Here is a 26,808-nt window from a genome sequence, read left to right on the forward strand (position 1 = left end):
AACGGAATCGGCGGTGAATGCGCCGGCAGTGATCAGGCCTTGTTTTTCGCCGGTAACCGACATGTACGCTGGTGTTGCCATGGGATGCTCTCCTTGCTTGAAAGACATACCTCTCAGGCACCATTGCCTGAAAAGGATGGCTATGCGCTATCAAACTTCATGCCAGCTTTTATGCAACCCATACAGATCAAGGCCCCGAGCTCATCGACTGATCTTTTCCTGTGATCAAGCCAATGAAAAACAAGGGAAAGTGCGCAACTTCTTGCGCAGTGGTGTGCAAGAAGTTGCGCACCTGGCTGGAGGCCACGAGCTACGCGGCCTGTAGAGACTTATCCGGGTCAAAACAGGCGAGGCACTGCGCAACTTCTTGCGCACTTGTACGTGGATGGATAAAGAAGAGCGCCAGATCAAAAGATCGCAGCCTTCGGCAGCTCCTGCATGGGAAACCGGTACCCATAAGGAAAGCGCTGCCGAAGGCCGCGATCTCTTTGCTTATTGAACCCCTGCGCTATCCTGCTGCCCACTAAAAGGTATCGACACATTCAGCAAGGAGGTTTGCATGCGTACCCTCGAATTGGCCGGCGTCCAGGTTCCAGTCATCGGTCAGGGCACTTGGCGCATGGGCGAAGACCGCTCGGCGCACAAGCGTGAAGTGGCGGCGCTGCGCACGGGTATAGAGCTGGGCATGACCCTGATCGACAGCGCCGAAATGTACGCCGAGGGCGGTGCCGAAACTGTGGTCGGCGAGGCCATCGCCGGCCTGCGCGACCAGGTGTTTCTGGTGAGCAAGGTCTACCCGCACAACGCCAGCCGCAAGGGCATCCCGCAGGCCTGCGAGCGCAGTCTGCGGCGGCTCGGCACCGATTACATCGACCTCTATCTGTTGCACTGGCGCGGCCAGTATCCGCTGGAGGAAACCGTCGAAGCCTTCGAACGCCTGCGCGAGGACGGCAAGATCGGCCGTTGGGGCGTGTCGAATTTCGATGTCGACGATCTTGAAGAACTGTCGAGTTCGGCCTGTGCCACCAATCAGGTGCTCTACAACCTTGAAGAGCGCGGCATCGAATTTGATCTGCTGCCGTGGTGCCAACATCAGCGCATGCCGCTGATGGCCTACTGTCCGATCGGCCAGGGCGGCGCGATGCTTGCCGAGCCGGTGTTGAAAGACATTGCCGCTCGTCATGGCGTGACCCCGGCACAGGTTTCGCTGGCGTGGATTCTGCGTCAGGATGGTGTGATTGCGATTCCCAAGGCTGTGCGACCGGAACACGTGCAACTCAATGCACTCGCCGCGCAACTGCAACTGGAAGCCGGGGATCTGGCGGCGCTGGACCAGGTGTTTAAAGCGCCACAACGCAAGCAACGGCTGGCCATGGTCTGAGCCACCAACTGGCGAGGGCTTCGCGATGAGAAGCACTGATCGGTACGACCCGTTCAACCTGCAACGTTTTATCCAGGCCCAGGATCCGGTGTTCGAGCGCGTACAGCGCGAACTCGATGAGGGCCGCAAACGCAGCCACTGGATGTGGTTTGTGTTTCCGCAGCTCGCCGGTCTGGGCGGCAGTGAAATGTCCCGGCGCTACGCCATCGGTTCGGCCGAGGAAGCCCGGGCGTATCTGGCTCACGAACTGCTCGGCGCGCGCCTGCGTACGTGCACGCAGTTAGTGTTGAAGGTGCGCCAGCGTTCGATTGCGGAGATTTTCGGCCATCCCGATGACCTGAAATTTCATTCCTCGATGACCCTGTTCGCGCAGTTTGCCGCTGCAGACAGCGTGTTCAATCAGGCGCTGGAGCGCTACTTCCACGGCATCCTCGATGAATGGACGTTGCAGTTGCTCGACTCAAAACAGTCCCAGTTGCCCACCGATCAGAGTTGAGAAATCGTCGTCGACAAACGGCAGAATCGCATCCGCCACCGGTTGCAGTTGCCGGGTGATGTAGTGGTCGTAGTCGATGGCGGCGCGGCGCACTTCCAGCGGTTCGGGACCGGCCAGGGTGATGACGTAGCTGATCCAGCCACCGTTCTGGTATTGGCGGGGGCGCCCGTGTTGCGCGTTGTAATCGTCTGCAAGCCGCGCCGCGCGCACGTGGGGCGGTACGTTGCGCTCGTAATCGTCGAGGGTGCGGCGCAGGCGCTTGCGGTAGACCAGGCGATCGTCGAATTCGCCGGCGAGGGTTTTGCGCACGTAGTCGCGCACGTAATCCTGATAGGGCTTGCGCTGGAAAATCCGCTCGTAGAGTTCCTGCTGAAATTGCCGGGCCAATAGCGACCAGTCGGTGCGCACGGTTTCCAGGCCTTTGTAGACCATTTCATCGTTGCCATCGGCACGGGTGACGAGGCCGGCGTAGCGCTTCTTGCTGCCCTCCTCCGCGCCACGAATGGTCGGCATCAGAAAGCGTTTGTAGTGAATCTCAAATTGCAGCTCGAGGGCGCTTTCCAGGCCATATTCGTCCCGCACATGCGCGCGCCACCAATCGTTGACGTGCTTGACCAGCGCATGACCGATGTTCGCCGCCTCTTCCTGCCCGTGTGGGCGACGCAGCCAGACGAAGGTCGAGTCGGTGTCGCCGTAGATCACCGCGTGGCCCTGCTCTTCGATCAGCTTGCGCGTGCGCAACATGATCTCGTGACCGCGCAGGGTGATCGATGAGGCCAGCCGCGTATCGAAGAAGCGGCAGCCACTGGAGCCGAGCACACCGTAGAAGGCGTTCATGATGATTTTCAGTGCCTGCGACAATGGAGCGTTGTGCTCGCGTTTGGCAGTCTCCCGCCCCTCGGCCACCCGCGCGACGATCGCCGGCAGGCAATGCCGGGTGCGCGAGAACCGCGCTCCTCGGAAACCCGGCACCGAATCGGCATCGTCCGGGTGCTGCAAACCTTCGATCAGCCCCACGGGATCGATCAGAAACGTGCGGATGATCGACGGATACAGACTCTTGTAATCGAGCACCAGCACCGACTCGTAAAGCCCCGGTTGCGAGTCCATGACAAACCCGCCGGGGCTGGCTTGTGGCGGGTTGGTACCGAGGTTCGGCGCAACGAAACCCTGGCGGTGCATCAATGGCATGTACAAATGCGTGAACGCCGCCACCGAGCCGCCGCTTCTGTCCGCCGGCAGTCCGGTGACACTGGCGCGTTCGAGTAAAAAGGTCAGCAACTCGGTCTTGGCGAAGATCCGCGTGACCAGCTCGCAGTCCTTGAGGTTGTACTTGGCCAGCGCCGGTTTGTCCTCGGCGAACATACGGTTGATTTCGTCCATGCGCTGGTACGGGTTGTCGATGGACTTGCCTTCGCCGAGCAACGTCTGGGCGACGTTTTCCAGACTGAACGACGGAAAGCTCCAGGTCGCCGAACGCAGCGATTCGATGCCATCGATGATCAGCCGCCCCGCCGCCGAGGCGAAGTAGTGATTGCGGCTGCCGTGTTCGCGCCATTGCATCTCTTCGCCGCCACGGCCGAGCTTCAGCGGCACACCGAGACGCCGCGCGTGTTCGTGGAGGATGCGCAAATCGAACTGCACGACGTTCCAGCCGATGATCGCGTCAGGGTCGTGGCGGGCGAACCAGTCGTTGAGTTTCTTCAGAATGATGGTGCGTGAGTCGCAATATTCGAGGTCGAAGTCGACGATGCTGTCGTCACCGTTGGGCGCACCGAGCATGTACACCTGACGCTGGCCGCAGCCTTCGAGGGCGATGGAGTACAACTCGCCGGTTTCGGTGGTTTCGATGTCCAGCGAGACCAGCCGCAGTTTGGGTCGGTAATCCGGGTCAGGTTTGAGGTGGGCGTTAAGCAACACTCCGTCAGTATCGGACGTGCCGCTGAACCGCACCGGCGCGGTGATGAAACGCTCCATCAGATAGCGTTCCGGCGGGCGCACGTCGGCTTCGAAGACGTCGACCCCGTTGCGGTTGAGCGCGGTTTCCAGACGCATCAACTGGCCGTGTTGCTGGCAATACAGACCGAGCACCGGGCGATGCTCGAAATCCTGCAGCGCCAGCGGGCGCAGTTCTACGTTCTTTTCGTCATGCAGCAGGCGTTCGGCCGCATCGCGCTGCTCAGCGGGGATAAATGCCACCGACGGCTGATGCGGCAGACGCACACGGCGCGGCCCGGCGTCGGTCGCCAGCCAGAACTCGACTTCGGTGCCAGCAGCGGTATCGCGCCAATGTCGGGTCAGGACGAAGCCCTGCGGTAAATCCACCACTGCAACCTCAGAAATTGAATCAGAGGGGCATTCTACGCTGCCCTTCCTGAGATAACCCCCTCGCCACAGGTTCATCTTTCGCAGGCGGACTGGGTGTTTTTTCCGCAAATGACGTTTTTTGCGTGTTATCTGCCGCTTTGCCACCTTGCCCTGCGCGCTTGCGTCTACGATGCTTGGAGAACAACGACAACACCTGAGTAACCGCCATGAAGACCGTCGCCCAACTGCTCAAGCTCAAAGATCAGAAAAATCAGGAAGTGCACCAGATCAAACCTGATCACATGGTGCTCGAAGCACTGATGAAGATGGCCGAAAAAAACGTCGGCGCCTTGCTGGTGGTCGAAGACGAAAAAGTGGTCGGCATCATCAGCGAACGGGACTACGCGCGCAAACTGGTGCTGCATGGCCGCTCATCCGTGGGCACGCCGGTGCGCGACATCATGGTGGCGAACGTGATCACCGTCGACACCCATCAAACCGTCGACACCTGCCTGGGCATCATGTCGGACAAACGCCTGCGGCACTTGCCGGTGGTGGAGAACGGCAAGTTGATCGGCTTGCTGTCGATCGGTGACCTGGTCAAGGAAGCGATTGCCGAACAGGCGGAGCTGATCAAGCAACTGGAGCAGTACATTCGCGGGGAATAATCCCCCTCCTCCTGATCGTTCCCACGCTCCGCGTGGGAATGCCTCCTGTGACGCTCTGCGTCACGCATTGGGACGCGGAGCGTCCCGGGCTGCGTTACCACGCAGAGCGTGGGAACGATCATCGTCGATCACGACGGCCAATGCCGGGCGAATACCGGCGCCAGCACCGGATGCCGGTCAATCCGCTGCAACCACGCATAAAACCCCGGTCGTGTCTGGCGCAAATGCTCGCGGCTGCCCGCCCAACGTGTCACCACTGCCGCGAGCACATCCAGCGCTCCCGGCGTTTCGTCATCCAGATACAGCTCGGCGGAAAACTGATCGGCAAACACCTCCCAACTCCAGTGCAAACGCGCACGCGCACCAGCGATCAGATTCTGCCGCGAGGCTTCGTCGGGCATCTGCAGCCAGCGCTCCGGATAATCGATGACACCGATTGTCGCGTAGCAGTTGCTGACGATGTAGACCAGACCGCGAATGGCCTGGTCGCGATCCTCCGCCCTGGCAGGCAGCAGGCCGGACTTGGGAAACGCCAGGCCCAGATGAATCAGGATCGCCGCGCTTTCGGTGATGGCGCTGCCGTCGGGCAGTTGCAGGGTCGGTATCTGCTTCAGTGGATTGAGCTGGGCCAGCGCCTCGGCCGCTTCGGCGCTGGCTTCGATATCAATGAAGCGGTAAGCGATCTGGCACAGTTCCAGTGCCGCTTCGATGGCGGCTGCGCCTGAGTTTCTGTGCCCGTAGAGCTGGTACATATCCAATCCCCCCGAAAAGACCATTGCCACAGGGTAGATGGCTGTAGCGTGGCTGTAGAAAAAATCTGCCTGTGTATCGGTTTTGGCACGGTTTTCCCATGCACTCGCGACTTGCGAATTCAAACTTCGCAAAACAGCGCTGGCGGTGCCCATCCCGCACCAAGAGCAATCATCGAACGCTATCCGCGTTCTTGTAAGGTGCGATACCGAACCAAAAGTTCGCGTATCCGAGCTGGCAACAAGGAGTTCACCGCGTGAATCTTCAAACGCTCTGCCGCATCAGCCTCTGCTTGCTTGTTTGTACAAAACGCCGAGTTCATTCGAACAGTCCCGGCGGCCAACGCCTTTACTTTATTACCTGACTCCATGACCGCGCCCTGTGACCGGCAATGACTTATTCGCCGGCATTGGCGTGCTATTTATTTTTTAAATACAACTGGAAAAGTTACTGCACGACCGCTGCATTAAATGAATGCAGGCGGGATTGTCGAACAATAACTTCCAGCGACTTTACAAGTGCACCAAAACGGCTCCAGCGACTGAAACTATTCAGTACTGCAAACATTGATTTCATTTAAACAAGAACAAGGAACATACGCCGTGACCCGCTAAAACATTGACCCGCACCAAATCTGTCCGCCGCGCACCAGCAAGTGCCCCGGCCGCCAGCCAAGCCGCCGCTCTATCCCGCTGATCAGCGTGATACCGCGTAGAGCCTGACTCGCCTCTGAAAAAGCTCCGCCAAGCGGAGTTACGGGAACGCTTGCGCCAGAGAAAAACCACGGCGATGGCAAAACTTATATAAATGCGACATGGGTAACATCAATGAAATAAGCCACCTACATTCCAGCAACATTTGGCACAGCGGTTGCTAAACAGAGTTCGAGCAATCAATTGCAGGAGCTGCCAAAGGCTGCGATCTTTTGATCTTGATCTTTAAAGACAGAATCAAAAGATCGCAGCCTTCAGCAGCTCCTCCATAGAACAACATCAGGGAATGGCTAATGAATACTCATAGTCGATGGCGCTAAGCCAGTAAGTTTGCACAAGCCTTGTTTACCGGATAGTTGAACTATCGGCTTCTGCACACCTTGAAGAAAGTTGCACCCACCCACTCGAATATCCCCTGGATGTTCGGACGGCACCTTATTGCCCTTCATCAACCCGAGGGAGCTTTAATGAACGATGCGGTAAAGCACAGAACCCTGCCGGGGCCGTTGCGGGAAGCGCCAGTCCCGCCGCCACCGGGCAGGCCGGTATTCAAAGCCAATACCTCGCAACCCGGCGGTCTGAATAAACAGCAGATGGTGTTGCTGGTGGCGGTGTCGGCGCTGATACACGGCGGCGCCTGGTGGTTTCTCCAGCAATCGCGGACGGAACCACTACCGACGCCGCCGCAGATTCCGGAAATGACCGTCGAGCTGACCAGCCCGACGCCACCGGCACCGCCCACCCCGGAACCGCCACCACCGCCTCCTCCGCCACCGCCGGAACCGGAACAACCGGTGGAAGACGAGGACGCGGTCAAGCCACCGCCCAAACCGGTGGAGAAACCCAAGCCGATCGAAAAACCGAAACCGGTCGAGAAGCCGAAACCGGTGAAAAAGGTCGAGCCGCCGAAAGCGCCACCCGCCCCGGCACAACCGGCCGCTCCTGCGGCGCCGACCACACCGAGCGCGCCACCGGCCCCCGCCGCCGCACCCGCTCCGGTCAAGGAATCGGCAGCGATTTCCGGTCTCGCCAGCCTCGGCAACCCACCGCCGGAGTACCCGTCGCTGGCGCTGCGGCGCAACTGGGAGGGCAGCGTGGTGCTGCGCATTCAGGTGCTCGCCAATGGTCGCGCCGGCACGGTGACGGTGACCAAATCCAGCGGCAAGCCGCAACTGGATGACGCGGCCGTCGCCGCCGTGAAGAACTGGAAATTTATTCCGGCCAAACGCGGTGACACGCCGATCGACGGCTTCGCCACCCAGACCATCGATTTCAAATTGCCGCAATAACCGAACGCTCAATCAACGCACAACCGAATAATGCAAGCGAGGTGTCACCATGAACGATTTGTCTTCGATGATTGTCCCCGGCGTGCTCTGGGGCCTGGTGCTGTTTTCCGTGGTCAGCTGGGCGATCCTGCTGGTCAAGTCGGCGCAGTACCTGCGGCAGAAAGCGCAGAACAAACAATTCACCAAGGCCTTCTGGGGCGCACCGGATCTGCTCACCGCCGCCGAACACGCCAGTCAGTATCCGGGCTCGCTGGCGCGTATCGCCAGCAGCGGTTTCGAAGCGCTACTGGTGGAAGATTCGCCGCGCACCACCCAGCAATTGGCGCACACCATCAATCGCTCGGATCGCCTGGAGCGCAACCTGCGCCAGCAGATCCAGAAGGAACGCCGCTCGCTGGAAAACGGCCAGGCGATCCTCGCCAGTATCGGCAGCACCGCGCCGTTCATTGGTTTGTTCGGCACCGTGTGGGGAATCATGGAAGCGCTGAAAAGCATCGGCGAAACCGGCTCGGCCAGCCTGGAAGCGGTGGCTGGGCCGATCGGTCACGCGCTGATCGCCACTGGCGTGGGTATCGCCGTCGCGGTGCCAGCAGTGCTGATTTACAACTTCTTCCTGCGCCGCTTGAAGCTCGCCTCGGCAGACATGGATGACTTCGCCCACGACTTCGACGCCCTCGCCTCGCGCAGTGCGTTTTCCATCAGCCGTCAGGCCATCGCCAGCAAAACCACAGCCGCCGTGCGGGAGGCCATCTGATGTCCTTTTCCACTCAAGACAGCGATGAAGTGCTCAGTGAAATGAACGTCACGCCGCTGGTCGACGTGATGCTCGTGCTGCTGGTGGTGTTCATCGTCACCGCGCCGCTGATGACCAACGCGATCAAAGTGAACCTGCCGAAAACCGACGCCGTCGCCCCCGCCGAAAAGAAGGATCCGGTGGTGGTCAGCGTCGATCAGGACGGCAAGTTCTATCTGGCCAAGACCGAACTGGCGCCGGAATCGCTGGAGGCCAGCCTCAAGGAGGTCAAGGCCAAGGACAGCGAAGTGCGCGTGCAGCTGCAGGCCGACTCCGCCGTCAATTACGGCCAGGTGGCCAAGGCCATGGCGTCCATCGAACGCTCGGGCATTACCAAAATATCGGTGATGACCACCCACTGAGTGCGGTGCCGGGCGCGCCTTGAGAGACGCACCCGGCACCGCTCGCTGACTCCCGTCGCAACCAGCCGACCGAAAAAACGCCACGCGTCTTCGGAGGGGATCGGCTTGCTTGAAGAAAGTGGTTTTCCGCACGCGGTATCACCGAAAGCGGAGCAATGAGGGGCTCACAAGGCCAATTCGATAACGTCTGATAAAGTCGGAAACAACCATGCTGATGAACACTCCACGCTTCACGCTCAAACCATTGGTGGCAACGATTTCTCGTCACCGTTTTGTTCCGCTGTATCTGGTGGCCATGGGGATGGGCGCCGGGACTGTGCAGGCGGCCGAGGACGACAACACCAGCATCCCGGCGGCTGCGGCGGTGGTTGCGCCGACGACGCAACTGCAACGGGTGGAAGTGACCGGTTCGGCGATTCGCCGGGTCGATGCGGAAACGGCGGTGCCGATCACCATTCTCAAGGCCGATGAGCTGCGCAAACAGGGCGTGACCACCACCGCCGAACTGGTGCAGCGCATCACCGGCAGCCAGTCGATCAACAACAGCGCAGGCTCCGTGGGCGCGGCGACTGGCGGCGCCTCGTTCGCCGACATGCGCGGCATCGGCGCGAACAAAACGCTGGTGCTGCTCAACGGCCGACGCCTGGCCAACAACGCCTTGTCCGGGACCAACTCGGCCGGCGGCGCGGTGGATCTGAACATGATCCCGTTTGCCGCCATCGAACGTGTAGAAGTGCTGCGCGACGGCGCCTCGGCCCTGTACGGCACCGACGCCATCGGCGGCGTGATCAACTTCATCACCAAGAAATCTTTGACCGACGGCCAGTTGACCCTCGGCGGCGAAACCCCGACCCACAGCGGCGGCGGCCAGACCAAAGACATGAGCGCCAGTTGGGGCTACGGTGATCTGGAAGAGGACCGCTTCAACGTCCTCGGCGTATTCAACTACAACAAGCAGCAGAACCTCGACGCCAACGACCGCTCCTTCGCCACCGACTACGCCCCCGGCCGTGGTCTCGATCAGACCTCCGGCACCGCGTTTCCCGGCAACTACAGCCAGAACGGCAACGCCACCAACCCACTGGCCAACAGCAATTGCAACGGCCCCAACCTGATCGCCCGCGACGGCTTGTGCCGCTTCAGCACCCGCGAATACATCGATCTGGTGCCGCAGACCGAGAAGACCTCGTTCTTCGGCAAGACCACCGGCAAGCTCGGCGACGATCACAACGTCAACCTCGAATATTTCTGGTCGCGCAACAACAACGCCACGGCGGTTGGCCCGGCGCCACTGACCGGTCTGAGCCTCGACAGCTCATCGCCCTACTACCCCGGCAACGGCATCACCCCGGCACCCACCGATTTCGCCCTCGACCCGACGCAACCGGTCGACGTCAACTGGCGTGAAACCGCTGCCGGCCCACGCGAATCGAAAGACCAGAACACCAGCCAGCGCTTCCTGCTCAGTTTCGATGGTCTGGTCGGCGGCTGGGATTACAACGTCGGCGCCTCGTACAACCAGAACAAAATCGTCTCCAGCGTCACCAGCGGTTATGTCAGCGACCAGGCGATGATCAACGGTTTGGCCAGTGGTTTGCTCAATCCGTTCGGCCCGCAGTCGGCGGCCGGTCAGCAGTACATCGACAACGCGGCGTACCACGGCGCCTATTCCACTGCTGTGGGCCGTGTGGCCGGTTTCGACGGGCGCATCAGCCGTGAAATCGGCGACTGGTTCGGCGCCGGACCTTCCGGTCTGGCCTTGGGTGGCGAGTATCGCAAAGAGAAATTCCACCAGGATTTCGAGTCGTTCGCCGGCGATATCCAGAGCCTCGGCATCGACCCGGCTGGCAGCGTCGAAGGCGACCGCAGCGTCAAAGCCGCCTACGCCGAAATCAACGTGCCGGTGCTCGACAGCCTCGAACTCTCCGCCGCCGTGCGTCACGACAAATACAGCGACTTCGGCAGCACCACCAACCCGAAATACTCGTTCCGTTATCAGCCGTTGAAAGAGCTGGTGGTGCGTGGCGCCTATAGCGAAGGTTTCCGTGCGCCGTCGCTGTACGAGCTGTATTCGCCGCGCAGCATCACTTTCACTCAGGGTTACTACAACGACCCGGTGCTGTGTACCGGCGGCGTCGTGCAACCAGGCGGCAACGGCGGCCGCGATTGCGGTCAGCAGTTCCTCAATCAGATTGGCGGCAACGAGGATCTGGCCCCGGAGAAGGCGCGTAACGTCACCCTCGGCTTCGTCTATCAGCCGATCAACAACCTGTCGGTGGGTCTGGATTTCTGGTGGATTCACATTTCCAATCAGATCCAGCCGTTCCCGGAATCCACTGTGTTTGATCAGGCCGGTTCCTACCCGGACCGCTTCGTGCGCAACGCCGACGGCACGCTCAACTACATCGTCACCGGCAACGCCAACCTTGGCATCGTCGAAACCAACGGTGTCGATGTGTCGCTGGATTATCGCTTCCCGAACACGCCGTACGGTCAGTTCGGTCTGGGCCTGCAAGGCACCTATGTTGACGAGTACGACTTCCAGAGCACCATCAAAGGCCCGTTCACCGACAAGGTCGGCGACTTCCAGGGTGACGGCGTGATCGCCCGCTGGAAGCATAATCTCACCGGCAGCTGGACCTTCGGCGCGGCGCGGGCGGCACTGACCAACCGCTTCACCACGGGTTACAACGACTACGACCGCGACACCCACGCGCGCGTGGCGTCGTATTCGGTGTGGGACCTGTCGGCCGGCTACACCTTCAACAAGGTGCTGGATGTCGATGCCGGGATGAAGAACGTGTTCGACCGCAACCCGCCGTTCTCCAACCAGGCCTACAACTTCCAGAGCGGCTATGACCCGCGCTACACCGACCCGCTGGGCCGTACTTTGTTTGCGCGCATGACTTACCACTTCTAAAGAACGAGCACCGCAAAACCCTGTGGGAGCTGGCTTGCCAGCGATGGCGGTGTGTCAGTGAAGTAGATGTCGACTGACACGACGCCATCGCTGGCAAGCCAGCTCCCACAAGGGTTCCGTGACCATTCAGGGATTTTGGGGAGTGACTTCATGAGACTCATGCGCAACATGGCAGGCCTGCTTTTGGGCAGTGCGCTGCTGTGCACCGGCACCTCGGCGCTGGCCGCTGGCAGTTATGCGCTGACGGTGTACGGCGAGGCGCCGAAGTATCCGGCGAACTTCGAGCATTTTGATTTCGTCGATCCCAAGGCGCCGAAGGGCGGCTCGCTCAGCCGTGCGTCGATGGAAATCGGTGGGTTCAACTACATCAGCCCATACGCCGATCAGGGCATTTCCGTGGTGCAGGTCAACGACTGGGTGTATTCGCCATTGGCGTTCCGTTCGCTTGATGAGCCCTACACCGTTTACGCACTGGTCGCGCAGCAGATAGAGCGCGACCCCGATGGACTGTGGGTGCGTTTCACCCTCAATCCAAAAGCACGTTTCGCCGACGGCACGCCGATCACCGCCGAAGACGTGCGCTACACCTTCAACCTGCTGATGACCAAAGGCAGCCTGAGCTATCGCCAGCAGTACGCCGATGTCCAGGACGTGCTGATCGAAGGCCCCCGACAGGTGCGCTTCACCTTCAAGAACAACCTCAACCGCACCCTGGCGCTGGATCTGGCGACGATGCGCATCGTCCCCAAGCACTGGTGGCAAACCCGTGACTTCGCCAATGGCGGCGGTTTCGAGCCACCGCTGGGCAGCGGCCCGTACCGGGTGAGCAAGGTCGACGCCGGGCGCAGCATCAGCTTCCAACGCGATCCGGACTGGTGGGGCAAGGACCTGCCGGTCAGTCGCGGCATGTACAACTTCGACACCCTCACGGTGAATTTCTACGGCGACACCGATGTCGCCCGCCAACTGCTGCAGGCCGGCGCGTTCGACTACAACCGCGAGTTTTCCTCGTCCGGTTACGTGGTCGGCTACGACAGCCCGGCACTGCGTGACGGGCGCTTGCAGCAGTCGATTCTGGCGCCGGAAAAACCCACCGCCGCTCAGGGCTTCGTGTTCAACCTGCAGAACCCGATTTTCCAGGATCGCCGCGTGCGTCAGGCGATCAGCCTGCTGTGGGATTTCGAGTGGACCAACAAGCAGATGATGCGCGGCTTTTACGTGCGCCAGAACAGCTTCTGGCCGAAGAGTGAAATGGCTGCCACCGCCCTGCCCGACGCCGAAGAGTTGAAGATCCTCGAACCACTGCGCGGGCAAATTCCCGACGAGGTCTTCACCACGGTGTATGAAGCGCCGAAAACCGATGGCAGCGGCTATATCCGCGACAAACAACTGCAAGCGCTGAAGCTCCTCGCCGAGGCCGGCTGGACGCCGCAACACAATCGTCTGGTCAACGCTGACGGCGAGCCGCTGGAGTTCACTTTTCTCGACGGTCAGGGCGGCTTCGACCGCATGCTGTTGCCGTTCAAACGCACCCTCGCGCAGATCGGCATCACCCTGAATTTGCGCCGGATCGATTCGGCGCAATACATCAACCGCCTCAACGCCCGCGACTACGACATGATCGTCACCAGTTTCCCGCGCAGCGGCGACCCGATCGTCTCCCCCGGCCGCGAGTTGTACAGCCTGTACGCCTCGCAAAGTGCCACACAGGTCGGCAGTTCCAACTCGATGGTGCTGGCCAACCCGGCGGTCGATCAACTGATCGACGGGCTGGTCCAGGCCAACAGCCGCGATGCCATGGTGCATTACGCCCGCGCCCTCGACCGGGTGCTGCAATGGGGTTACTACATGATTCCCAACTACTACTCCAAAGGCACACCGACGGTGTATCAGAACCGCTTCGGCATGCCAGCCGTGCAACCGGCATACGACGAAGGCCTCAACACCTGGTGGGAGGTGTCGGCCAAGGCGCTGACCACGCAACAGATGCACACTCAGCTTGCGGGAGGCCAGTGACATGCTGCGTTATCTGAGTCGACGTTTGCTGCTGATCATCCCCACGCTGCTGTGCATTCTGGTGGTGAACTTTCTGATTGTGCAGGCCGCGCCGGGCGGGCCGGTGGAGCAAGCCATTGCGCGCTTGCAGGGCTTCGGCGGGCACAGCATGGGCGGCGGTGGCGAAGTCGCTGCAGTTGGCGGTGCCGGACGCAGCAGCCGTGGCCTCGACCCGGCGTTGATCGAGGAGATCAAACACCACTACGGCTTCGACAAACCGCTGCACGAACGCCTGTGGCTGATGCTGAAAAACTACGCGCAGCTGGATCTGGGCAGCAGTTTCTTTCGCGGCGCCAAGGTCACCGATCTGATTGTGCAGAAGCTGCCGGTGTCGCTGTCGCTGGGCTTGTGGGCGACGTTGATCACCTACCTGATTTCGATCCCGCTGGGCATTCGCAAGGCGATCAAGAACGGCAGCGCGTTTGATGTCTGGAGCAGCACGGCGATCATCATCGGCTACGCGATGCCGGCGTTCCTCTTCGCGATTCTGTTGATCGTGGTGTTCGCCGGCGGCAGCTACGTCAACTGGTTTCCGGTGCAGGGGCTGGTCTCGGATAACTTCGACAGCCTCAGCACGTTGGGCAAGGTCGGCGACTACCTCTGGCACCTGGTGTTGCCGGTGACGGCGCTGGTGATTGGCGGCTTCGCCACGCTGACGATTCTGACCAAGAACAGCTTCCTCAACGAGATCAGCCGCCAGTACGTGATCACCGCGCGGGCCAAAGGCCTGACCGAGCGCCGCGTGCTCTACGGCCATGTGTTCCGCAACGCCATGTTGTTGGTGGTGGCCGGTGTGCCGTCGGCGCTGATCGAAGTGTTTTTCGCCGGCTCCCTGCTGATCGAAACCATCTTCAACCTCGACGGCCTCGGGCGCATGAGCTACGAAGCGGCGGTGTCGCGCGATTACCCGGTGGTGTTCGGTGCGTTGTTTCTGTTCACCCTGTTCGGCCTGTTGATCAAGCTGATCGGCGATCTCTGCTACACCCTGCTCGACCCGCGCATCGACTTCTCGGCGAGGACTGCCTGATGTTCACACTTTCTCCTCTCGGCCAGCGTCGTGTTGCGCAGTTCAAGGCCAACCGGCGCGGACGCTGGTCGCTGTGGCTGTTTATCGGACTGTGCCTGATCTGCCTGGGCGGCGAGTTGATCGCCAACGACAAACCGTTGGTGATTCGCTATCACAACGCTTTCTACTTTCCGATCCTCAGCGATTATCTGGAAACCGATTTCGGCGGCGAGCTGCCGTTTCAACCGGATTACGCCAGCAGTTATGTGCACAAGCTGATTGAGGATCAGGGCGGCTGGATGTTGTTTCCGCCGATCCCGTTCAGCTACGACACGGTCAATTACGACCTCAGCGAACCGGCGCCGAGTCCGCCGTCATCGAGCAATTGGCTGGGCACCGATGATCAGGCGCGCGATGTGTTGGCGCGGGTGATTTTCGGCACGCGGATTTCGATTCTGTTTGCGCTGATTCTTACCGGCATCAGTGCACTGATCGGCATCGTTGCCGGTGCGTTGCAGGGTTATTACGGCGGTTGGGTCGACTTGCTCGGGCAACGGCTGCTGGAGATCTGGTCGGGGTTGCCGGTGCTGTACCTGCTGATCATTTTGTCCGGTTTTGTCTCGCCGAGTTTCTGGTGGTTGCTGGGGATCATGGCGCTGTTTTCCTGGCTGGCGCTGGTCGATGTGGTGCGCGCCGAGTTCCTGCGGGGGCGCAATCTCGAGTACGTCAAAGCCGCGCGAGCGCTGGGCCTGACTGACAACGAACTGATGTGCCGGCACATCCTGCCCAACGCGATGACCTCCACCCTCACCTACCTGCCGTTCATTTTGACCGGCGCTATCGCCACGCTGACCGCGCTGGATTTTCTCGGCTTCGGCATGCCCGCCGGCACCGCGTCGCTGGGCGAACTGATCGGTCAGGCCAAGCGCAATCTGCAAGCGCCGTGGCTGGGGCTGACGGCGTTTTTTGCCTTGGCGCTGATTTTGTCTTTGTTGGTTTTCATCGGTGAAGCGTGCCGAGATGCCTTTGATCCGAGGAGCTGACATGAACGACCATTTGATCGAGATCCGCGATCTGCGCGTGGCCTTCGCCGGGCAGGCAGTGGTGCACGGTTTGAACCTGGATATTCGCCGTGGCGAATGCCTGGCGCTGGTCGGTGAATCCGGCTCGGGAAAGTCGGTGACCGCGCATTCGATTCTGCGTTTATTGCCGGGCAAGAACGTCAGCAGCAGCGGCGCGATCCGCTACAACGGCGTGGATTTGCTGCACGCCAGCGAACAGCAGATGCGCGGCTTGCGCGGCAACCGCATTGCGATGATTTTTCAGGAGCCAATGACTTCACTGAATCCCTTGCACACGGTGGAAAAACAGGTCAGCGAAGTGCTGGAAATTCACAAAGGTTTGAAGGGCCGCGCTGCCCGTGAACGGACTCTGGAGCTGCTGGAGCTGGTCGGTATTCGCCAGCCTTTGCTGCGTTTGAAGGCTTATCCGCATCAGCTCTCGGGGGGGCAGCGGCAACGGGTGATGATCGCCATGGCGCTGGCCAACGAGCCGGAACTGTTGATCGCCGACGAGCCAACCACGGCGCTGGACGTGACGGTGCAGCAGAAGATTCTTGAACTGCTGATCGAATTGCAGCAGCGGCTGGGCATGTCGCTGTTGCTGATCAGCCATGACCTCAATCTGGTGCGGCGCATCGCGCAAAGGGTGTGCGTGATGCGCCATGGCGAAATCGTTGAGCAGGCCGATTGCGAAGCGCTGTTTCGGGCGCCGCAGCATCCTTACAGTCGCTTGTTGATCGAGGCGGAACCGAGCGGTGCGCCAGTGCCCAGTGAATACGATCACAACCTGCTTGAGGTTGATGATTTGAAGGTGTGGTTTCCTTTGCCAAAAGGGTTGTTCAGTCGCCAGCAGGATTACATCAAAGCCGTGGACGGCGTGAGTTTCACCCTGCAACGCGGCAAGACCTTGGGCATCGTTGGCGAGTCGGGTTCGGGCAAATCGACGCTGGGTCAGGCGATCCTGCGCCTGGTCGAATCCGAGGGCAATATTCGTTTCGGCAACAAGCAACTGAGCCTGCTCAATCAGCGCTTGATGCGGCCATTGCGACGGCAGATTCAAGTGGTGTTCCAGGATCCGTTCGGCAGCCTCAGCCCACGGATGTCAGTGCAGCAGATCATTGCCGAAGGCTTGCTGACTCACGGTATCGGCACCGAGGCCGAGCGCGAGGCGGCGGTGATCCGAGTGCTGGAGGAAGTCGGCCTCGATCCGCAGAGCCGCCATCGTTATCCCCACGAGTTTTCCGGTGGCCAGCGCCAGCGCATCTCCATCGCCCGCGCACTGGTGCTGGAACCGGCGCTGATTCTGCTCGATGAACCGACGTCGGCACTGGATCGTACGGTGCAGAAACAGGTGGTGGAGTTGTTGCGGCAACTGCAGATCAGGCATGGGCTGACCTATTTGTTCATCAGCCATGATCTGGCGGTGGTGCATGCGCTGGCGCATGACTTGATGGTGATCAAGGATGGCAAGGTGGTTGAGCAGGGTTCCTCGCAGGGCATCTTTGCCGCGCCGCAACATCCCTACACCCAGGAACTCCTGAAAGCTTCCGGCCTCAAGCCCAATAAGGAACCCTGTGGGAGCTGGCTTGCCAGCGATTGCGGTGCATCAGAGAAATCGATGTTGGCTGACACGGCGCCATCGCTGGCAAGCCAGCTCCCACAGGTATAGAGGTGATCCAGAAAAAATATTTTTCAGGCACTGCATCCAAACGCCTCCGTCACGGGTAGTCCCTGTAACAGCCCTCTTCGGCTGTCAGCGGTTTACCCTTTTCGGAGATAACACTGATGAACATCACCCAGCTGATTGGCCTCACCGGTTTGCTCGCCCTGTCCTCGACGACCTTCGCCCAAAGCAGCTATCCCGACGCGATCAAAGTCCCGGACGGCCACAAGATCGCCATGGAAACCACCGGCGTCGGCGAGATCACCTATGAGTGCCGCGACAAGCCCAACGCGGCCGGGCAGACCGAGTGGACGTTCGTCGGCCCGAAGGCAGTGCTCAATGATCGCAGTGGCAAGCAGGTCGGCACCTATTTCGGCCCACCGGCCACCTGGCAGGCCAAGGACGGTTCGAAAGTCACCGGCACGCAACTGGCCGTGGCGCCTTCGAGCCCTGGCAACCTGCCCTATCAATTGGTCAAGGCCAATCCGGCCGAGGGCAAAGGCGCGATGAGCGGTGTGAGTTACATCCAGCGTGTCGCGCTCAAGGGCGGCGTGGCGCCGGGCAGTGAATGCACGACCGCGAACAAGGGCAAGCAGGAAGTGGTGAAGTACCAGGCGGATTACATTTTCTGGGCGGCGAACTGATCTCTCAGGCTCACCCTGCCCCCTGTGGGAGCTGGCTTGCCCGCGATGGCGTCGCGTCAGTCAACATTTATGTCACTGATACACCGCCATCGCGGGCAAGCCCGCTCCCACAGAGTTCTGCGTTGTAATGCAGAAAATGAGCTAGATTGCACGACATGCCTTTAGCCGAATCCGTTTTCGATTACGAAGCCCGCCTCGCTGCCTGTGCCCGTGGCGAGCGTTCGGCCCTGCGCGATTTGTATGTGCAGGAAGGTCCGCGTCTGCTCGGCGTGGCCAAGCGGCTGGTGCGCGACACAGCACTGGCGGAGGACATTGTTCATGAGGCCTTCATCAAGATCTGGAACGGCGCAGCGGGATTCGACCCGGCGCGCGGTTCGGCGCGTGGCTGGATGTTCAGCGTGACCCGGCATCTGGCGCTGAACCTGTTACGTAATCAGGACCGGGAAACGCCGTTCAGCGAAGCCCACGAAACCGCTGCGGACGATGCCAGCTTCGAAGCCCATGCGCATTCGGCGCGCATCCACCATTGTCTTGAACAACTGGAGCCACAACGGCGCAGTTGCGTCCTGCATGCTTACGTCAACGGCTACAGCCACGCGCAGATTGCCGCGCGCCTCGACACGCCGCTGGGCACGGTCAAAGCGTGGATCAAGCGCAGCCTCAATGCCTTGCGGGAGTGCATGGGATGACCAGTGAATCAGCGCAAGAACGGGACGAACTGGCCGGCGAATATGTGCTCGGCACACTGTCGTTCGAACAGCGCAGCGAGGTGCAACGGCGCTTGCCGAATGATCCCGAATTGCGCGCAGCGGTGGATGCCTGGGAACGGCGTCTGCTGGACCTGACGGATCTGGCCGAACCGCAACAACCGTCGGCGCAGTTGTGGCAGCGCATTGAGCGCAGTATCGGGCGCTTGACGCGGGAAGCACCGTCAACGTCATGGTGGAATCTGCTGCCGCTCTGGCGCGGATTGAGTGCTGCCGGACTGGCCGCCACTTTGATTCTGGGCTCGATCCTGCTGACCCAGACCACGCCGAAACCGAGTTATCTGGTGGTGCTGGTCGCGCCGCAGGACAAGGCCCCGGGCTGGGTGATTCAGGCGAGCAATTCGCGGGAGATCCAGCTGATTCCGCTGGGTGTGGTCGAAGTGCCGGCGGACAAGGCGCTGGAATTCTGGACCAAAGCTGACGGCTGGCAGGGGCCGGTTTCGCTGGGTCTGGTCAAACCCGGCGAGGCTTTGTCGGTACCGCTGGACAAGTTACCGCCGCTGCAACCGAACCAGTTGTTCGAACTGACGCTGGAAGGCGCCAATGGCTCGCCAATCGGCAAACCGACCGGGCCGATTCAGGCGATCGGGCGCGCTGTGAAGGTGTTGTAAGGCTCTGATCTGCGGGTTTCGGCAACCATCATCGGCATCGATGTTCACCATCACGGCAATGAAGTTCTCATAAAAAATCTCCGGCGTAACATCAGCTCCATACCAACCAACAACACCCCGGAGCACACCATCATGAAACGCCAGACTCTTCTCGGCATCGCTTTCTCGGTCTTCGCTATCAACGCTTTCGCCGCTACCCCGGCCCACACCATGATCGCTGAAGGCGGTTCGGACAAACTGATCGAAAGCCGTTTGGCTGAAGGTGGCTCGGATCGTCTGATCGAACGCCGCGTCGCTGAAGGTGGCTCGGATCGTCTGATCGAACGCCGCGTCGCTGAAGGTGGCTCGGATCGTCTGATCGAACGCCGCGTTGCTGAAGGTGGTTCGGATCGTCTGATTGAACGCCGCGTCGCTGAAGGCGGTTCGGATCGTCTGATTGAACGCCGCGTCGCTGAAGGTGGTTCGGATCGTCTGATTGAACGCCGCGTTGCCTGATGACTAGCGGCAAGCGCAACACCCCAGAGAAACCCGGCTCCCTCAGCCGGGTTTTTTATGTCTGTGAGTTTTATCCGGCCTTGGCCATGCAGCGCTTGTAACGCTCGTCCACACGCTTGGCAAACCACGCTGTTGTCAGTTTGCGGGTGATCTTCGGACTCTGCAGCACGATCCCCGGCAACACCGCACGCGGCAGTTTTTTCCCCTCCGCTTGCTCCGCCAGTTCGAATACCCGTTGATAGAGCTTGGTCTCTTCGAACTCCAGGGTTTTGCCCTTCTCCAATTGATCGCGAATGGTCGGGTTGCGCATGCCCAGCGACTTGCCGAGCGTGCGCACCGCCAGTTCCGTACCACCGGGCATGATCGAGTCGTAGCGGATCAGGTCGCCATCCAGCGCCAGGGGAATGCCCGAAGCGCGGCTCACCGCATTCTGGAAAGCGGCATTGCGACTGGCGTACCAGCCCGCGTTGAAGTCGGCAAACCGGTACAGCGGCTCGCGATAACTCACCGGATAGCCGAGCAAATGCGCAATGCCGAAATACATACCACCACGGCGACTGAACACTTCACGGCGGATCGTGCCGTCCACCGGATACGGATAATCCTTGGCGTGCTGCTCGGCAAACTCGATGCTGACCTGCATCGGCCCGCCGGTGTGCACCGGGTTGAAGCCACCAAACAGCGTCCGCCCCATCGGCACCCTGCCGATGAAATCGTCGAAAATGCCACTGAGTTCTTTTTCACTGCGCGCCGCGTTCAGGCGTTCGCTGTAGGTTTTGCCGTTGGTTGAGCGCACTTGCAGAGCACCACTGACCAACAGGCTGGGGATGTGCACTTTGGCGGCACGGCGATCAATTTCGTCGCGGGCGATTTTGCCCAGGCCTGGCACCGTGGGGTCGGCCTGAAAGGTGGATTCCTGCTCGGCAACGGCCAGCACCGAACACAGATTCTGCGTGGTCGGGCTGATGTTCTGCGCGGCAAACGCGGCGTAGATATCGGTGGCCCAGCCTTGCCGATCCGCGGTCTTGGCCGGCATCAGCCGCACGATCTCGGCCTTCACCTCAGCGGGCGCACGGGGCACCGGTTCCTGGCCGCGCTGCCCCGCGCAACCGGCGAGCACCAGCAGTGCGGCGAGGGTGATCGGTAATCGAAAGTTGTACATGTAACTTCATCCAGTCCAGTAAGCCAGAACCACCATACACAATCCGTGTAGGAGCTGCCGCAGGCTGCGATCTTTTGACTTTGATTTTAAAAACAAGATCAAAAGATCGCAGCCTGCGGCAGCTCCTACACAGGAATGCGGGTTTTGAAGGAGTGATGACAAACTGATTGCAAACCGTTACTGAGAAAACCTATCATTTGCGCCTGGAGTCGCATTTGCGCAAGGAGTTCCCGCGCCGCCCTTATTTTTCTCACCGGCCGTGCGCCTCCAGGTATCCACATGCCCGCTTCAGCTCGACTCGCCGTCCCGTTTCGCCCGACGCTTCTCGCCCTGCTGTGCTCCCTGACTGTCACCGCTCACGCTGCCGAAAGCGCCAACAAAGCGCTGGTGCTGGACGACGTCAACATCAACGCCCAGGCGCCGACGTCCAACACCCTGCCCCCGGTCTACGCCGGTGGTCAGGTCGCCCGTGGTGGTCAACTCGGCGTGCTGGGTAATCAGGACATGATGGACGTGCCGTTCAGCGCCGCGTCGTACACCGAACAATTGATTCAGGATCAGCAGGCCGAAGACGTCGCCGATGTGCTGCGCAACGATTCGTCGGTACGTCAGGCGTCCGGTTACGGCAACCAGGCGCAAGTCTTCATGATCCGCGGCTTGCCACTGAACGGCGACGACATTTCCTATAACGGCCTGTACGGCGTGCTGCCCCGGCAGATCATTTCCACCGATGCCCTGGAGCGCGTGGAAGTGTTCAAAGGCCCGAATGCCTTTATCAACGGCGTGACCCCGACCGGCTCCGGCATCGGCGGCGGCGTCAACCTGCAACCGAAACGCGCCGGCGACGTGCCGCTGCGGCGTTACACCACCGACATCAACAGCGAAGGCCGCATCGGTCATCACTTCGACATCGGCCAGCGCTTCGGTGAAGACAACCGCTTCGGCGCACGGATCAACCTGTCCCAGCGCGAAGGCGACACCGGTATCGATCACGAGAACCAACGCTCGAAACTGTTTGCCATCGATCTCGACTATCGTGGCGACGCGCTGCGTATCTCCGGCGACTTCGCCTATCAGAAAGAACGCGTCAACGGTGGCCGCAACTCGGTCAACCTCGGCACCGCCACACACATTCCGGACGCCCCCTCGGCCGACACCAACTACGCGCCGAAGTGGGGCTATACCGACATCGAAGACACCTTCGGCATGCTCCGCGCCGAATACGATCTGAACGACAACTGGACCGCTTATGCGGCCGGCGGCGCCAAGCACACCCGCGAAGTCGGGCGCTACAACTCGACCACACTGGTCGGTAACAACGGCGCCTCTTTCACCACCGGCTCGTTCATTCCGCACGACGAAGACAACACCAGCGTGATGGCCGGCCTCAACGGTAAATTCAACACCGGCCCGGTCAGCCATAAGCTCAACTTCGGCCTGACCGGCATCTGGGCCGAACAGCGCAGCGCCTATGATTTCGACCTGACCCGGTACGCCAACAACATCTACCACCCGGTGCAAACGCCGTCGCCGGTGGGCAACTTTGCCGGCGGCGACTTGAATGATCCCGGCATCACCGGCAAGACCTTCAACCGCAGCGTGGCGATTTCCGACACCCTCGGCTTCTTCGACGATCGCCTGTTGGTCACCGCCGGCCTGCGTCGTCAGCAACTGGTGGTGCAAGGCTACAACTACGCCAGTTGGGGCAGCGGCGGCCGCAAGTCGAGCTACGACGAGTCGATTACAACGCCGGTGTACGGCGTGGTGTTCAAGCCGTGGGACCATGTGTCGTTTTACGCCAACCACATCGAAGGCCTGGCCCAAGGCCCGACTTCGCCGACCAGCTCCGGCGGATTCCGCGTGACCAACGGCAACGAAGTCTATGCACCGGCACGCTCCAAGCAGACCGAAGTCGGGGTGAAAGTCGACATGGGCACTTACGGCGCCAGCCTCGGTGTTTATCGCATCGAACAGCCGAGCGACGGTTACTGCGAAATCAACAGTGCGACCACCTGCACCTACGTGCGTGAAGGCGAGCAGATCAACAAAGGCGTGGAAATGAACGTGTTCGGCGAGCCGATCCAGGGCCTGCGCCTGATCAGCGGACTGACCCTGATGGACACCGAACTGAAGAACACCCTCAACGGTGCCAACGACGGCAACCGTGCGATCGGTGTGCCGACCTTCCAGTTCAACGCCGGCGCCGACTGGGACGTGCCGGGCCTGCAAGGCGTAGCGCTGAATGCGCGGATGTTGCGCACTGGCGGTCAATACGCTGACGCGGCGAACAACCTCAGCCTGCCGACCTGGAACCGCTTCGATGCGGGAGCACGTTATGCGTTCAAGGTGTCGGAGAAAGACGTGACCGTGCGTCTGGGTGTAGAGAATCTGGCGAACAAGAAGTACTGGGAATCGGCTCAGGGTGGTTATCTGACCCAGGGTGAACCGCGGGTGGCGAAGTTGTCCGGTACTATCGATTTCTAAGGCTGAAAAGCCCCTCACCCTAACCCTCTCCCGGAGGGAGAGGGGACTGACCGGGGTGTTCTTTCGAGTTACGCCGACGTGTACCACCGAGTCGATCTCAGGTTTTGAAAGGCACCCAAATCGGCTCCCTTTCCCCCTCGTTTTTTAAAGGAGAGGGGACTGACCGGGGTGTTCTTTCGAGTTACGCCGACGTGTGCCACCGAGTCGATCTCAGGTTTTGAAAGGCACCCAAATCGGCTCCCTTTCCCCCTCGTTTTTTAAAGGAGAGGGGACTGACTGGGGTGTTCTTTCGAGTTACGCCGACGTGTACCACCGAGTCGATCTCAGCTTTTGAACGGCCCCAAATCGGCTCCCTTTCCCCCTCGCCCCCTTGGGGGAGAGGGCTGGGGTGAGGGGGTAAATTTCACTCTCACCAAAATCTCCCGCCGAGCACTGAAAACGGCCACACAGCCCCACCACCATGGGGCCGTTTTCCGTCTGGCCGATCAACTGGCCACCCTCTCCTTCTGATCCATACTTGCTGCACAGCAATCGGAGGACAGGCCTATGAACCGCAGCGACGTTCTGATCATCGGCGCCGGCCCCACCGGGCTGGTGCTGGCCCTGTGGCTGAGCAAACTCGGCGTGCGCGTGCGGATCATCGACAAGACCTCTACCCCTGGCACCACGTCGCGGGCGCTGGCAGTGCAGGCGCGCACGCTGGAGTTGTACCGGCAACTGGACCTGGCCGACACCGTGGTGCGCAACGGCCATCGGGTGGCGGCGGCGAATTTCTGGGTCAACGGCAAACCGGTCGCGCAATTGCCGCTGAATCGCATCGGCGAAGGTCTGACGCCCTACGCGTTCGTCGAAATCTTCCCGCAGGATCAACACGAACGGCTGCTGATCGAGCGTCTCGAGGACTACGGCGTCACCGTCGAACGCGACACCACGCTGGAAAGTTTCGAAGAGAACGGCGACGGCCTCACCGCGCATTTGCGCCTGCCCGATGGCGAGCAGGAAATCTGCCAGGCCTGTTATCTGGCCGGCTGTGACGGCGCCCGCTCAGTAGTGCGTAAAACCCTCGACACCGGGTTCCCCGGTGGCACTTATCAGCAGATTTTCTACGTCGCCGACGTCAAGGCCAGCGGCCCGGCGATGAACGGTGAGTTGCATCTGGATCTGGATGAAGCGGACTTTCTCGCCGTGTTTCCACTGGCCGGCGAAGGTCGTGCGCGGTTGATCGGCACGGTACGTGATGAACGCGCGGATCGCGCCGAAAGCCTGGAATTCTCCGATGTCAGCAGCCGCGCCATCGAACACCTGAAAGTACACATCGAAGACGTGCACTGGTTCTCGACCTACCGTGTGCATCACCGCGTGGCCGAACATTTTCGCAGTGGCCGCGCGTTTCTGCTCGGCGATGCCGCACATGTGCACAGCCCGGCGGGCGGTCAGGGCATGAACACCGGCATTGGCGATGCGATCAATCTGGCGTGGAAACTCGCCGCCGTGCTCAGCGGCGGCGCCGAGCCAGGCTTGCTCGACAGCTACGAAACCGAACGCATCGCCTTCGCCCGCCGACTGGTGTCGACCACCGACAAGGTCTTCAGCTTCGTCACCGCCGAAGGACGTATGGCGGACATGCTGCGCATGCGCGTGGCGCCGTTTCTGATCCCGAAAATGGCCTCGTTCGAGGCCAGTCGCGAGTTCCTTTTTCGCACCGTGTCGCAAGTCACCCTCAACTATCGCGGAATGCCGCTGAGCCAGGGCGCGGCCGGCCATGTGCACGGTGGTGACCGCTTGCCGTGGGCGCATGATGGTGAGGGGGATAATTACCAACCGCTACGCCAGCCGTGCTGGCAAGTGCATGTGTATGGCGACACCAGTGACGAGATGATTGCCTGGTGCAATGAACACCACTTGCCGCTGCACGTGTTCGACTGGCGCCCGGCGTTTGAAACCGCAGGATTGGGGCGTAACGGCTTTTATCTGCTGCGCCCGGATACCTATGTGGCGATTGCCGACAACAGCGCCGACCCCAAAGTGATTGAACGCTATTTCCACGATCACGGCATCCGGCCCTACTTCAACTGCCCCTGACCCAAAAACACCACGAGCCCCTGTGGGAGCTGGCTTGCCAGCTCCCACAGGGTTGTGCGGTGGTCTTTAGATCCCGGCCAATGCCAGATCCATCGCAAAATAAGTAAAGATCAGATCCGCCCCCGCCCGTTTGATCGCGCCGAGGCTTTCACGCACCACGCGATCCTCATCAATTGCCCCGGCCTGCGCGCCGAACTTGATCATCGCGTACTCGCCGCTGACCTGATACGCCGCCAGCGGCAGGTTCGAGGCCTCACGGATGTCGCGGATGATGTCGAGGTACGCGCCGGCCGGTTTGACCATCAGCGCATCGGCGCCTTCCTGCTCGTCGAGCAGCGACTCGCGCAGGGCTTCGCGGCGATTCATCGGGTTCATCTGATAGCTTTTGCGGTCGCCTTTCAGCGCACTGCCACCGGCCTCGCGGAACGGGCCGTAGAGTGCCGAAGCAAATTTGGTCGAGTACGCCATGATCGGAATCTGCGTGAAACCGGCCGCGTCCAGCGCCTGGCGAATCGCCCGCACTTGTCCATCCATCGCAGCTGATGGCGCGATCACGTCGGCACCCGCGCGGGCCGCTGCCACAGCTTGTTTGCCGAGGTTGATCAGGGTCTGGTCGTTGTCGACCTCATGGTTGTGCATCACGCCGCAGTGGCCGTGATCGGTGTATTCGCAGAAGCAGGTGTCGGACATCACGATCATTTCCGGCACAGCGTCTTTGGCGATGCGCGACATGCGCGAGACCAGCCCGTCTTCGCGCCAGGTGTCGCTGCCGTTGCTGTCCAGATGATGGGACACGCCGAAGGTCATCACCGACTTGATGCCGGCGCGGGCATAGCGCTCGATTTCGCCGGCCAGTTTGCGCTCGGGAATGCGCATCACCCCGGGCATGCTCTTGATCGGCACGAAGTCATCGATGTCTTCTTCGACGAAAATCGGCAGCACCAGATCGTTCAGGCTGAACTCGGTTTCCTGGAACAGGCTGCGCAGGCTCGCATTGCGGCGCAGACGGCGGGGACGTGCTTCGGGGAACTGACTGGACATGGAGGCCTTTCCTGAAAACGGCAGATGAGACGAAAGTCGTAGGGGGCGAAGCTTATGC

General features: G+C 60.7%; 21 protein-coding genes and 1 pseudogene. 17 read left to right on the forward strand and 5 right to left on the reverse strand.

The window, feature by feature from the left end; translation table 11 throughout:
* A pseudogene (locus tag QZR14_RS12560) lies at window positions 1–81 on the reverse strand (Hcp family type VI secretion system effector); the annotation flags it as partial.
* 478 nt (window positions 82–559) lie between these two features.
* Here QZR14_RS12560 and QZR14_RS12565 point away from each other — a divergent pair.
* Together QZR14_RS12565 and QZR14_RS12570 are read left to right on the forward strand one after the other, a co-directional pair.
* Window positions 560–1,381, forward strand: coding sequence for an aldo/keto reductase (locus QZR14_RS12565; protein ID WP_311996725.1), 822 nt, complete (start codon window positions 560–562; stop codon window positions 1,379–1,381).
* Between the two features lie 25 nt (window positions 1,382–1,406).
* A complete protein-coding gene (locus QZR14_RS12570; RefSeq protein ID WP_311996726.1) occupies window positions 1,407–1,877 on the forward strand; it encodes a DUF1810 domain-containing protein in 471 nt (156 codons plus the stop codon).
* Here QZR14_RS12570 and QZR14_RS12575 read toward each other — a convergent pair.
* Window positions 1,842–4,202: a DNA polymerase II gene (locus QZR14_RS12575; RefSeq protein WP_311996727.1), complete on the reverse strand. Its 2,361-nt coding sequence runs from the start codon at window positions 4,200–4,202 to the stop codon at window positions 1,842–1,844. The two genes, QZR14_RS12570 and QZR14_RS12575, sit on opposite strands and share 36 nt — an antisense overlap.
* 209 nt (window positions 4,203–4,411) lie before the next feature.
* On the opposite strand from QZR14_RS12575, the gene QZR14_RS12580 reads away from it, so the two are divergent.
* On the forward strand, window positions 4,412–4,852 hold the full coding sequence (locus QZR14_RS12580) for a CBS domain-containing protein (protein ID WP_007918278.1): 441 nt from the start codon (window positions 4,412–4,414) through the stop codon (window positions 4,850–4,852).
* Between the two features lie 128 nt (window positions 4,853–4,980).
* Here the strand turns inward: QZR14_RS12580 and QZR14_RS12585 are convergent, their stop codons facing one another.
* Complete coding sequence (locus QZR14_RS12585; protein ID WP_311996728.1) at window positions 4,981–5,604, reverse strand: glutathione S-transferase N-terminal domain-containing protein; 624 nt, start codon at window positions 5,602–5,604, stop codon at window positions 4,981–4,983.
* A gap of 1,178 nt (window positions 5,605–6,782) precedes the next feature.
* Here QZR14_RS12585 and QZR14_RS12590 point away from each other — a divergent pair.
* The 12 genes from QZR14_RS12590 to QZR14_RS12645 all read left to right on the forward strand — a co-directional run bounded on the left by QZR14_RS12590 (window position 6,783) and on the right by QZR14_RS12645 (window position 19,981).
* The gene (locus QZR14_RS12590; protein WP_311996729.1) at window positions 6,783–7,604 is read left to right on the forward strand and encodes an energy transducer TonB; all 822 of its coding nucleotides are present in this window, start codon (window positions 6,783–6,785) and stop codon (window positions 7,602–7,604) included.
* Between the two features lie 67 nt (window positions 7,605–7,671).
* The gene (locus tag QZR14_RS12595; protein WP_442967402.1) at window positions 7,672–8,358 is read left to right on the forward strand and encodes a MotA/TolQ/ExbB proton channel family protein; all 687 of its coding nucleotides are present in this window, start codon (window positions 7,672–7,674) and stop codon (window positions 8,356–8,358) included.
* Window positions 8,358–8,759 (forward strand): ExbD/TolR family protein, encoded by a 402-nt coding sequence (locus tag QZR14_RS12600; RefSeq protein WP_093433931.1) that lies wholly within the window; start codon window positions 8,358–8,360, stop codon window positions 8,757–8,759. Before QZR14_RS12595 ends, QZR14_RS12600 begins: the two co-directional genes overlap by 1 nt.
* A gap of 208 nt (window positions 8,760–8,967) precedes the next feature.
* A complete protein-coding gene (locus QZR14_RS12605; RefSeq protein ID WP_311996731.1) occupies window positions 8,968–11,679 on the forward strand; it encodes a TonB-dependent receptor in 2,712 nt (903 codons plus the stop codon).
* A gap of 150 nt (window positions 11,680–11,829) precedes the next feature.
* A complete protein-coding gene (locus tag QZR14_RS12610; RefSeq protein ID WP_311996732.1) occupies window positions 11,830–13,695 on the forward strand; it encodes an extracellular solute-binding protein in 1,866 nt (621 codons plus the stop codon).
* Between the two features lies 1 nt (window position 13,696).
* On the forward strand, window positions 13,697–14,761 hold the full coding sequence (locus QZR14_RS12615) for a microcin C ABC transporter permease YejB (RefSeq protein ID WP_108227252.1): 1,065 nt from the start codon (window positions 13,697–13,699) through the stop codon (window positions 14,759–14,761).
* The gene (locus QZR14_RS12620; protein ID WP_116256011.1) at window positions 14,761–15,783 is read left to right on the forward strand and encodes an ABC transporter permease; all 1,023 of its coding nucleotides are present in this window, start codon (window positions 14,761–14,763) and stop codon (window positions 15,781–15,783) included. Before QZR14_RS12615 ends, QZR14_RS12620 begins: the two co-directional genes overlap by 1 nt.
* Window position 15,784: 1 nt before the next feature.
* Window positions 15,785–17,470, forward strand: a complete 1,686-nt coding sequence (locus tag QZR14_RS12625) for an ABC transporter ATP-binding protein (RefSeq protein ID WP_311996733.1) — start codon at window positions 15,785–15,787, stop codon at window positions 17,468–17,470.
* Window positions 17,471–17,586: 116 nt separating this feature from the next.
* A complete protein-coding gene (locus QZR14_RS12630; protein WP_250606550.1) occupies window positions 17,587–18,108 on the forward strand; it encodes a DUF3455 domain-containing protein in 522 nt (173 codons plus the stop codon).
* 155 nt (window positions 18,109–18,263) lie between these two features.
* Window positions 18,264–18,797: a sigma-70 family RNA polymerase sigma factor gene (locus QZR14_RS12635; RefSeq protein ID WP_311996734.1), complete on the forward strand. Its 534-nt coding sequence runs from the start codon at window positions 18,264–18,266 to the stop codon at window positions 18,795–18,797.
* The gene (locus tag QZR14_RS12640) at window positions 18,794–19,486 is read left to right on the forward strand and encodes an anti-sigma factor (protein ID WP_250606548.1); all 693 of its coding nucleotides are present in this window, start codon (window positions 18,794–18,796) and stop codon (window positions 19,484–19,486) included. Before QZR14_RS12635 ends, QZR14_RS12640 begins: the two co-directional genes overlap by 4 nt.
* Before the next feature lie 132 nt (window positions 19,487–19,618).
* Window positions 19,619–19,981, forward strand: a complete 363-nt coding sequence (locus tag QZR14_RS12645; protein ID WP_311996735.1) for a hypothetical protein — start codon at window positions 19,619–19,621, stop codon at window positions 19,979–19,981.
* Window positions 19,982–20,051: 70 nt separating this feature from the next.
* Here the strand turns inward: QZR14_RS12645 and QZR14_RS12650 are convergent, their stop codons facing one another.
* The gene (locus tag QZR14_RS12650; protein WP_250606546.1) at window positions 20,052–21,143 is read right to left on the reverse strand and encodes a DUF1615 domain-containing protein; all 1,092 of its coding nucleotides are present in this window, start codon (window positions 21,141–21,143) and stop codon (window positions 20,052–20,054) included.
* Between the two features lie 279 nt (window positions 21,144–21,422).
* Here QZR14_RS12650 and QZR14_RS12655 point away from each other — a divergent pair, with 279 nt between their 5' ends.
* The gene (locus QZR14_RS12655) at window positions 21,423–23,627 is read left to right on the forward strand and encodes a TonB-dependent receptor (protein WP_311996736.1); all 2,205 of its coding nucleotides are present in this window, start codon (window positions 21,423–21,425) and stop codon (window positions 23,625–23,627) included.
* Window positions 23,628–24,173: 546 nt separating this feature from the next.
* Entirely contained in the window at window positions 24,174–25,709 is a 1,536-nt protein-coding gene (locus tag QZR14_RS12660; protein WP_311996737.1) for an FAD-dependent oxidoreductase, read from the forward strand.
* Window positions 25,710–25,775: 66 nt separating this feature from the next.
* On the opposite strand, the gene hemB is transcribed toward QZR14_RS12660, so the two are convergent.
* On the reverse strand, window positions 25,776–26,750 hold the full coding sequence (gene hemB, locus QZR14_RS12665) for a porphobilinogen synthase (RefSeq protein ID WP_123451018.1): 975 nt from the start codon (window positions 26,748–26,750) through the stop codon (window positions 25,776–25,778).
* Window positions 26,751–26,808 lie beyond the last annotated feature (58 nt).

Source organism: Pseudomonas sp. rhizo66 (assembly GCF_031931925.1).
Taxonomy (GTDB): Bacteria; Pseudomonadota; Gammaproteobacteria; order Pseudomonadales; family Pseudomonadaceae; genus Aquipseudomonas.